This window comes from Streptomyces sp. JK94 (genome assembly GCF_053613315.1).
This window is the reverse complement of the sequence record NZ_JBSICH010000006.1, coordinates 380,409-389,639: the sequence shown is the minus strand read 5'-3', so window position 1 is coordinate 389,639 and position 9,231 is coordinate 380,409. Positions and strand designations below refer to the sequence as shown.

General features: G+C 69.8%; 10 protein-coding genes. 7 read left to right on the top strand and 3 right to left on the bottom strand.

Annotation, left to right across the window (positions count from 1 at the left end; genetic code table 11):
• Nucleotides 1–57: 57 nt before the first annotated feature.
• Nucleotides 58–1,860 carry an IS481 family transposase gene (locus ACVV2G_RS06585; RefSeq protein ID WP_453841647.1) on the bottom strand — a complete coding sequence of 601 codons (1,803 nt, stop codon included), beginning with the start codon at nucleotides 1,858–1,860 and terminating at the stop codon, nucleotides 58–60.
• 139 nt (nucleotides 1,861–1,999) lie between these two features.
• Between ACVV2G_RS06585 and ACVV2G_RS06580 the strand changes: the two genes are divergently transcribed.
• The 3 genes from ACVV2G_RS06580 to ACVV2G_RS06570 are packed head-to-tail and all read left to right on the top strand — an operon-like array spanning nucleotide 2,000 to nucleotide 5,324.
• Nucleotides 2,000–2,476, top strand: a complete 477-nt coding sequence (locus tag ACVV2G_RS06580) for a hypothetical protein (protein ID WP_453841632.1) — start codon at nucleotides 2,000–2,002, stop codon at nucleotides 2,474–2,476.
• Entirely contained in the window at nucleotides 2,473–3,855 is a 1,383-nt protein-coding gene (locus ACVV2G_RS06575) for a KGGVGR-motif variant AAA ATPase (RefSeq protein WP_453841631.1), read from the top strand. The genes ACVV2G_RS06580 and ACVV2G_RS06575 overlap by 4 nt, the downstream gene beginning before the upstream one ends.
• Nucleotides 3,852–5,324 carry a hypothetical protein gene (locus tag ACVV2G_RS06570; RefSeq protein WP_453841630.1) on the top strand — a complete coding sequence of 491 codons (1,473 nt, stop codon included), beginning with the start codon at nucleotides 3,852–3,854 and terminating at the stop codon, nucleotides 5,322–5,324. The genes ACVV2G_RS06575 and ACVV2G_RS06570 overlap by 4 nt, the downstream gene beginning before the upstream one ends.
• 37 nt (nucleotides 5,325–5,361) lie before the next feature.
• On the opposite strand, the gene ACVV2G_RS06565 is transcribed toward ACVV2G_RS06570, so the two are convergent.
• Nucleotides 5,362–6,354, bottom strand: coding sequence for a hypothetical protein (locus ACVV2G_RS06565; protein ID WP_453841629.1), 993 nt, complete (start codon nucleotides 6,352–6,354; stop codon nucleotides 5,362–5,364).
• 245 nt (nucleotides 6,355–6,599) lie between these two features.
• Between ACVV2G_RS06565 and ACVV2G_RS06560 the strand changes: the two genes are divergently transcribed.
• Both ACVV2G_RS06560 and ACVV2G_RS06555 read left to right on the top strand, forming a co-directional pair.
• On the top strand, nucleotides 6,600–7,436 hold the full coding sequence (locus ACVV2G_RS06560; RefSeq protein ID WP_453841628.1) for a helix-turn-helix domain-containing protein: 837 nt from the start codon (nucleotides 6,600–6,602) through the stop codon (nucleotides 7,434–7,436).
• A complete protein-coding gene (locus tag ACVV2G_RS06555) occupies nucleotides 7,433–7,639 on the top strand; it encodes a DUF397 domain-containing protein (protein ID WP_453841627.1) in 207 nt (68 codons plus the stop codon). Before ACVV2G_RS06560 ends, ACVV2G_RS06555 begins: the two co-directional genes overlap by 4 nt.
• Nucleotides 7,640–7,687: 48 nt before the next feature.
• Here the strand turns inward: ACVV2G_RS06555 and ACVV2G_RS06550 are convergent, their stop codons facing one another.
• A complete protein-coding gene (locus ACVV2G_RS06550; protein WP_453841626.1) occupies nucleotides 7,688–8,305 on the bottom strand; it encodes a DUF7008 domain-containing protein in 618 nt (205 codons plus the stop codon).
• Here ACVV2G_RS06550 and ACVV2G_RS06545 point away from each other — a divergent pair.
• Nucleotides 8,262–8,441 carry an RNase A-like domain-containing protein gene (locus ACVV2G_RS06545; protein ID WP_453841625.1) on the top strand — a complete coding sequence of 60 codons (180 nt, stop codon included), beginning with the start codon at nucleotides 8,262–8,264 and terminating at the stop codon, nucleotides 8,439–8,441. The two genes, ACVV2G_RS06550 and ACVV2G_RS06545, sit on opposite strands and share 44 nt — an antisense overlap.
• 9 nt (nucleotides 8,442–8,450) lie before the next feature.
• The gene (locus tag ACVV2G_RS06540; RefSeq protein WP_453841624.1) at nucleotides 8,451–9,119 is read left to right on the top strand and encodes a contact-dependent growth inhibition system immunity protein; all 669 of its coding nucleotides are present in this window, start codon (nucleotides 8,451–8,453) and stop codon (nucleotides 9,117–9,119) included.
• The last annotated feature ends 112 nt before the right edge of the window (nucleotides 9,120–9,231 follow it).

The following is a 9,231-nucleotide window of genomic DNA, read 5'->3' as shown; positions in this document are numbered from 1 at the left end:
TGTCGGGTCCCAGGTGATGCCTGACGGTTTGGTCCCAGGTGATGTTTGACGCTGGGCCTAGACAACATCGGAAACCTTGTGGGGCTTGTTGGCTTTCACGTTACGGACCGGGACGTCGGTCGTGCGGCGGATGACCCGGATCTGGCCGTCCAGCTCGACGGTGATCGTCGTGTCCGAGACGTGGACGGTCACGGTCTGGCCTGCGTAGGGGCGGCCGAGGGAGACGACCTGGCGGCAGACCATGACGGTGCCGACCGCGCTGACCCGCCGCTGCACCCGCACGGGCTCGACGCGGGGCCGTGGTGGCGGTCCGGCCGGCCGCAGGCCCCGCAGCCCGCGGACTTCCTCACCGGTCAGCGGGTTGGGCCGCACCCGCAGCAGTTCCCGTGAGGCCGGGTCGAAGAACGACAGAGTCTCGTCGTCGATGCGGACGCCCACCTGGCGGCCGCCGAGGATCTCCGCGGCCAGCACCTGGTGCCCGCCCAGGCCCACCAGGCCGCTGTTGTTCACCACCCGGTCCACCTCGAACGCCGCCTCGTCGCCGGTCGGCAGTGGCGAGGGTCCGGCCGCACGACCGCCCCGGGCCGCCAGCCGACCCAGGTCCGCCACGGACAGGTGCGACCGCACCGTCTTGATCCGCGTCCCGGCGATCAGCAGATGGATCACCGACGTGTCCGCCCAGAACGTCACCGTCAGCCCCGACCGGGCCGGCCCGAGCCAGAACTGTTTGCCCGCGACCTGCAGATTCCCACTCGCCGGCACCACCCGCTCGAACTCCACCGGCCCACCCGCCTCCACCGGAACCGCCGGGACCAGCTCCGGAAGGCCGGGCGACACGGGCGCCTCGTCGACCGGTTCCGGCTCCGCGGAAGGTGTCCGCTGCGGCGGCACCACCGCCAGCATCCCGGGCACCCTCAAGCCCAGCATGTCCCGCTCCTCGTCTGGAACGGGAGTGAACCGGTCGGCGGGAGACTGCATGTCCAGGGCCTGATGCGGACGCATCGAGTTGTATTCCTCCACCCAACGATCCAGCGCCGCCTGAGCATCCCCGACGCTCTCGAAAGCACCGCAGTCGTCGAGGAGTTCACGCCGCAGCGTCTGGTGGAACCGCTCGACCTTCCCTGTCGTGGTCGGCGAGGCCGGCTGGGTGAGCCGGTGGGCGATCCCGTTCTCCCGGCAGATCCGGTCGAACAGCACCTCACCGCCATGCCCGAACCGGTCGGTGAACTGCTTGCCGTTGTCGGTCAGCACCTCCTCCGGCACCCCGAACGTCTCCAAGGCCCTCGCGAAGGCCGCGCAGACCGCACGACCGGTCGCCCGCTCCACCACCTGCGCGATCACGCAGTACCGGGAATGGTCGTCCACCCCGGTCACGATCTTGGCTTCGGTCAGCTCACCCGTCACCGGGTCGACGAGCATGACCCCGCCGACGATGTCCATCTGCCACAGCTGCATCGGACGGTCCCGCTGCCAGCGCTTGTAATCCGACCGCTTCCGGCGCCGCACCCCCGGCTCGATCAGCCCATGCCGGACCAGGATCCGATACACGGTCATCCGCGACGGCACCGGTGAGACGGTCCCGGACCGCTCCAGCACGAACGCGATCCGCCGCGGACCCCACCTCGGATGCTTGCGCCGCAGCTCACACACCGCCGCCTCCACCTCGGCAGAAGCCTGATGCGGGCACGACGCCGGCCTACGCGACCGGTCCGCCAACCCCGCCAGACCCGACGCCTCATACCGGGACTTCCACCCGCTCACCGTCTGCCTGGACACCCCCAACTGGGCGGCGACCTCCGTCACCGTCGCACCCGCCAGCACCGCAAGCACAGCCCGGTATCTCTGCTCGACAACCGACAACTCCACCAGCGCCAATCCCGGCCTCCTGCCACACGCCGCAACGACGTGCACAGAAAAGCCGAACACGGCCACCGTCAAGCATCAGCTGGGACCGAAGTGTCAAGCATCTCCCGGGACCGGACAGATCCTTGCCGTGCCGGTGAATTCAGAACAGCACCACTTCGCCCACGCAGCCGTGCGCCACTACAAGGACGCCGTCTTCCTGATGGACGGAGCACGGCTGCCGAACGCCGACCACCACTTCGGCGTGGCGGTGGAATGTGCCCTCAAGAGCCTGCTGCTCCGCTTCACGGCCGTCACCATGGACCCCGTGAAGCCCGGCGGTGACCGGTCGAAGATGCCTTATCTCAGGGACCCGAAGACCGGCAAGCCCGCGCACAAGTACGGCCATCTGCCCTGGGTCGCCACCGACGTCGCCCTCCTGACGCACGGCAGGACGGCGTCCCCTCTGACCACGGCCCTCGGCGGCCTGTCCGCCTTCGCCACCTGGTCGGTCGAGCACCGCTACCTCGACGGCAGCGAGGTCGTCGAGGCCGACGTGGGGCAACGGCGTACCGTGGCCGAGAAGCTCATCGTCCTGCACGAACAGGCCCTGATCACCGGAAGGCTGCCGTGACTGACGCCCCCGAACCGGCCGGCGGACCCGTCCGCTTCGCCGAGGCGCGCCCGCGCGCTCTCGCCCTCGCCCACGAGCTGGCGGCCGGCGGGACCGAGGTGCTGGCCGTACGGGACGTGCTGGGCCGGTTCACGCTCCTCGTCGACGACCGTACGCAGCCGCTCCCGCCTCCCCTGGAGAACCTGGAGGACGACTACGGCCCCCGGCTCGCCCGCGACCTCGGCCCCTACGCCTCCGACCGCCCGCTCCTGCGGGCCTCCGGCCTCTTCTCGGCCGACACCCTGCTGGACTCGGAGCGGGCCGTGCCCGACCCGCAGCGGCCCGCCGGCCGGGTCCGCGTCCTCGACAACACCGTGGTGGGCGAGGACTGGGCGCAGGTGTCCACGCCCGCACCCGAGGCGGACGGTTCCCGCACCCACCGCACCGCGCTCTACGGCTTCAAGGGCGGCGTGGGCCGCAGCACGGCGACCGCCGTCCTGGCCCGCCACCTGGCCGATAAGGGGCACGTGGTCCTCGTCGTCGACCTGGACCTGGAGTCCCCGGGCGTCGGCACACTGGTCGCCGCCGGGGCGGACCTGCCTCCGCACGGAGTGATCGACCACCTCGTCGAGTCCGCCGTGGGCAACGCCGAGGGCCTGGACCACGTGATCCGCTCCGGCTACACACCGCGAGGCGGCCGGGGCGAGCTGTGGGTGGCACCGGCCCGCGGCCGTGGCACGCCCGGCGTCCCCTACGCCTACGTCGACAAGCTCAACCGCACCTACGCCGACGTCCCCGGCGCCGATTTCGCCGACCGGCTGGAACAGGCCGTGCGCGCCTGCGAGGACGCGGTCGCCCGGGACGGGGACAGCGGACGCCGCCCCGACATCGTCCTCCTCGACAGCCGCGCCGGAATCCACGACATCGCGGCGGTCGCCATCTCCCGCCTGTGCGACCTGGCCCTGCTCTTCGGCACGGACAACGCGCAGACCTGGGAGGGCTACGGCGACCTCTTCGCGGCCTGGCTCTCCTCCGGGCAGGCACCGGCCGTCCGCGAGAAGCTCCGCATGGTCGCCTCGATGGTCCCCGACTCGCCCGAGGGCGCCTACCTCCAGTCGTTCCGCGAGCACGCCTGGGAGTGCTTCGCCCAGCTCTACGACGACGTCCCCGCCGGGTCCGACGAGTACGGCTCCGACGCCTTCTCCCCTTCCCTGGAGGACGAGGCGGCGCCGCACCACCCCGTCCCGATCCTCTTCGAACCGGGCCTGGTCGGCCTGGACCTGGTCACCGCCCCCGGGTGGCAGGACCGGGCCTTCGTGCAGGCGGCGTACCGGGACTTCCTCCCCACCGCTACGCTCCTGATCACCGCCGACCCGCAGACCAGCGAAGGACCGCGATGACCACCCCCCTGACCGTCGAGGAGTACCGCGAGCTGCTGGCCGGCGCCCTCCCGGAGGCCTCGGACGCCGACACGGTGGAGCCGAGGGTCGAGAGCCTGTTCACCCCGGACACCCACCGCGCGGCCCTGTACGTCGACAGCACGGTGGTCCGCGGCGGCCGGGGCGTCGGCAAGACGTTCTGGTACCGCTCGCTCCTCAACGAGTCCCTGCGCGAGGTCGCCGCCCAGGAGTACGGCATCGAGCGGTTGCGCCGGGTCACCGTGTCGCAGGGATTCGGCGCCGCCCTGCGGCACGACCTCTACCCCGGCCCGGGCGCCCTGCGGCAACTGGTGGAGGAGGGCGTCCGCCCGTACGACCTCTGGTACGCCGTCCTGCTGACCGCGTTCGGCCAGCAGGAGCTGCGCGAGCTGCCCGAGTGGAGGGACAAGGCCCTCTGGGTGCGCGCCAACCCCGGCGCGGCGGAGCGCACGGTGCAGAAGGTGGACGAGGAGGCACGGCAACAGGGCGTCACCCACCTCATCCTCTTCGACGCCCTGGAGCACCTGCACCGGGTCCGGGCCCAGGCCGACCGGCTGGTGGGCGGCATCATGGAGCTGGCGCTCGCCATGCGCCTGGGGACGCGCAGCATCCGCTTCAAGGTCTTCATCCGCCCCGACATGTACGACGGCGCCCTGCTCCACTTCCCGGACGCCTCCAAGCTGACCTCCAACGCGGCGGCCCTGACCTGGTCCCGCGCCAACCTCTACGGCCTGCTCTTCCACACCCTGGGCAACCACGACAGCGAGCTGGCCGCCCGTTTCCGGCAGCTCACGGGCGGCTGGCAGAGTGAGGCGTCCGGCAGGCGTCACGTCCCGCCACCGCTGCTCAGCGGCGACGAGCAGTTCCAGTCGGAGCAGTTCACGCAGATCGCCGGACCGTACATGGGCTCGAACTTCCGCAAGGGCCACACCTTCACCTGGCTGCCCAATCACCTCATGGACGGCGTGGAGCAGGTCAGCCCCCGCAGCTTCCTCAGCGCCTTGCAGAAGGCACTGTCGGAGACTCGCGGCCAGTACGCCGGACACGAGTACGCACTGCACCACGAGGGCATCCGGCGCGGGGTGCAGAAGGCTTCGGAAACCCGGGTGACCGAGGTCAGCGAGGACATGCCGTGGGTGGTGTCGGCCATCAGGCCGCTGGCCGGACACCAGGTCCCCGTTGAGCAGGCGAAGGTCGAAGCCCTCTGGCAGGAGTTCCACCTCGCGGACGAGTTGCGCAAGCTGGCCGAACGCTACGAGCCCCAGGGCGACGACGAGATCAAGGTCCGGACCGGCCCTCGCTACCCCGAGGACCCGAAACTGCTGATCGAGGAACTCATCGGCCTGGGCGTGATGCGCCGCCGTCGCGACGGACGCATCGACCTGCCGGACGTCTACCGCATCGCCTTCGGCGTGGGCCGCAAGGGCGGCGTGCCCCGGGTCGCCGGCTGATCCCTGCCGTCTGCCGTCTGCCGTCTGCCCTCTGCCGTCAGCGGCAGCGCGGGCAGTGGGTTTCGTCGCCCACGGGCCTGAAAAGCAGCGGTTGCACGTGGTCGCCCGCGCACTCGCGGGTGCCTGCGAGGCGGGTGGAGAGGCGGGGGCCTGGAGGGTGCTGCCGGGCGGGGCGGTCGTCCGCGTGCGGTGACGTGGTGGTGGCGCGCTCTGGCTGCGTCGGCGGTGGCGGTACGTCGCGGAGCAGGTGGCGCAGGAGGCCGCCGGGGCGGTGGACGGGGGAGCCGTCGTCGGGCAGGCCGCGCAGGATGTGCGTACGGACGGCGGTGGGCGGGTGCCCGGCGGCGAGCCAGCGTGCGGTGAGACTCGTCAGCTCGGGGCGCATGGCGCGAGGGATGTGGCGCAGGTCGGGGGAGAGGGCGGGGAAGGCGTCGACGAGGGAGCGGGCTGCGGTGAGGTGGGGCTCGGAGGGGGCGCTGTCGTCCGGCTGTGGTTTCTGTGTTTCGGTCTCGGTCGGCGCGGGGGGCTTGGGGGGTTGGTTGGGGGTGTTTCCCTCAGGGTCTTGAGTTGGATGACCGTCGGTGGGCGGGGTGGTCGGCTGACCGACGGCCGGTGAACGACGCCCCGGTGCGAGCTGCGGCGATACGCGCTCGGTGGTGGTCGTCCCGGCCGGGCCCAAAGGCATCTGGGCGAGCAGCTTGACGGCTTCACTCTCACTCAACGGCACGCTGGAGACGAGCTGTTGGGTGACCCAAAGCCCGCCGGGTCCTTGGAGTCGCCGCTCGTGCACGAAGCCCTCGTCCTTGAGCTGCCGCTTGGCCCGGGTGAAGGCACAGCCACCGATGCGGGCGCGTTCAGCCGTACGGGAGAGGGATTCCCGGGTGCCGGGAGGGAGCGAGAGCTGCCAGGTCAGGAGGCGAACGGCGTCGGACGACAGCCGGGGATGCCGGATGAGGTCGTGCGAGAACTGGGTGAAGGCGCGCGGGGGCGCGATAAAGTGCCGGTAGATCACGGTGGAGTTGCCTTCCACTGATGGTTCAGGCCCTTGCCGACGGATTAGGCCCCGTCGGTGGGGGCTGCTTTGTGTGGTGACGCTGAGATGGACGGTAGCTCACTGAACGTGGCTGCGTCGAAGCGTTGAGTGAAGAAAGCTTTCACTGGCCGGCGTTCACTCACACGAAGCAACTTGCCCGCTCATGACCCCTGTTGACGCACGCGCGTCCTAGCCTCCGGTTACGGAGAGTGGCTGGACGACGCTGAGGGAGCGAGGCGGGCATGGACGCGGGAGCGGATGCGGGCGGGGCGGAACCGGACTCCAGCGGGCAGTTCCTGCGCTGCTTCGGTCGTCAGATGAAGCTGCTGCGTGAAGTCGCGGGGCTGACGCAGGCGCAGTTGGGGGAGCGGGTCGGGTACGGCGAGGCACAGATCGCGGCCGTGGAGCAGGGTCGGCGCATCCCGAAACCCGAGCTGGTCGACGCGGTGGACCGGGCGGTGGGGGCGCACGGGGTGCTGGTGGCGATGAAGGAGGAGGTGGCGCGAGCGCGGTACCCGTCGTTCTTTCGGCGGTACGTGCAGCTGGAGTCCGAGGCAGTTGAGTTGCACGCCTATGTGAGCCACGTGATCAAGGGGCTCTTGCAGACGGAGGACTGTGCACGGGCGGTCTTCCAGATGTGGCGCCCATTGCTGGACGAAGAGGCCATCGAACAGGGTGTATCCGCACGCATGGAGCGACAGCAGCTCTTTGCGCGTCGCCCGGCGCCACTGCTTAGCTTCGTCTTCGACGAGCACGTGCTGCGCAGGCCCCTGGGCGGACGGGACGTATGGCGCGGTCAGTTGGAGCAACTGCTGATCTACGGCTACCAGCGCAACGTCCGGATGCAGGTGATGCCGACGGACCGGGAAGAGCACGCGGGGTTGGCCGGTCCCTTCACGTTGATCCACTCGAAGGATCAGCGCAGGATGGCCTACATGGAGGTGCAGGACGTGAGCGCCCTGTACTCGGAACCGAAGAAGGTCAGCCCGTTCGAAGCGACGTACGGCGTGCTGCGAGCTGAGGCGCTGACGCCCCGAGAGTCGTTGGCCTTCATCGAGAAACTGTTGGGAGAGCTATGAAGACAGGCAGCCCCGCGCCTGCCGCAGGCGAACTGCGCTGGTTCAAGAGCAGCTACAGCGCGGGAAACGGAGGCGACTGCGTGGAGGTCGCGAACACCGGTACGGCGATGCTGGTCCGCGACTCAAAGCAGCCGGAAGCGGCGCTACTCGCCGTTCCTACCGCTCAATGGACGGCGTTCGTACGGATGGCCACGCGCGGCTGATACGACGACGAGGGGCGGCCGGTGCGCCCCGGCCACCCCTCGTCGGTGTCACGCGCTCTTCTTGCTTCCCCGAGTCTTCCTCTCAGGACGCCAGTTGGTCAGATCGGACTCGGAGAGGCCCCGCTCTGTCCGGCCGTTGTCCAGGGCGGCCTGGAACTCCTCGGCGGGGTTGCCGTCCCACTCCTCGTCGTGACCGCCATACCACTGGTGCACCCAGGGCATCACTTCCCGCAGCCCGGCGAGCAGCGGCACGAACCGCGGATCTTCCTTCTCCCAGCCACCGCTCTCGACGCGGCTGCGGATGAGTCCGACGAGGGCGTCGGCTTGGTCGCGGTGATTCCAGCCGGCCCAGCCGAGGAGGAGGGAGGTGTCGGAGTCGGTGGAGGCGCCGGGGTAGGAGATGAACCGCTCCTTGGGCACGTCGAGCTTGCCGCGGTTCGACCAGTAGGAGTTCTTGAGGAAGTCCGCGCTGGTGTACTTCGGCGGCACCTTGATATCGAGCCGCTGGCCGGTCCGGTCCTCTTCTCGCTGCTGCTCCCAGACCTGCTCCCACTGGGCCCGCTTGCGCAGCCCGCTGTCCTTGTAACGGAGGGCGGCGACGTACGGCACGTGCTCGGCTTCGATGACGGCGGCGAGCACGGTGGCGAGGGAGGCTAACGAGAACACGGGGCTGCATCTCACCCGCTACGACTTCACTCACGGGCAGCCCACGCAATGGGTGAAGGGAGTCCGGGTGATCCTCAAGGCCGACCCGTCGGCACCGTCCGGCTACCGCGTCCTCACCTCGTTCCCCCAGCCGTAACTCGCATCCTTGGAGCAGTTGATGAGTCAGGCACTTCCGCCAGGGCAACGATTCTACGAACTCAGCGACCTGCTGGCGGCATACGCCCACGTGGATTTCACGTTCTCCGACACCGCAGAAGCTCCGGGACCCGCCCTGTCCGCCTACCTCAGGATGGCCGCACGTGACCCCGGGCGCGCCGCGACGGCGGTTCGGCAGATCGACGACCTGCTCGCCGTCGGTGTGTTCTCCGAGGAGATCGCGGACGAGGTGGAACACCTCCCGCACATCCGTCCGCCGATGGGTACGAGCGTTGAGGACTGTCTTCGCGTGGTGAAGGACCACCTTCACCGCTTCCTGCGCGACCCCTCACGCACCCCGCAGGCGAACCCGCAGAGCTCCTGGGAGTGGAACCAGCGCTTCCCGTCCTTGGGTCAGCTGCTCGGCGCCTACTTCCACCGGGACTTCTCCTACATCTACGAGTCCCGCGAAGAGGCCCTCGACGAGTACGTCGGCGAAGCCGATCCGCAGGACCGCGAACAGGCGGCCCAAGAGATCGGTGAGCTTCTGGAAATGGTGTCGTCGGAACGGGAACTCCGCACCGCGACGACGGCCTTGGGGCTCGACCTCCTGCCGCCGCGAGGCATGTCCCTGCGAAAGTGGCTCGAGTCGATTCGCCGAAGGATCACCGCAGCGTAGTCGCCCTCGTCGCCCAGTCTCGTCCCGTATCCGGCCACCGGGGACCGAGCGCTGCCTCGGGCGCGTGCGTCCCCCTGACCTTCCTGCCGAGGAGCCTTTCACCGACGTTCAT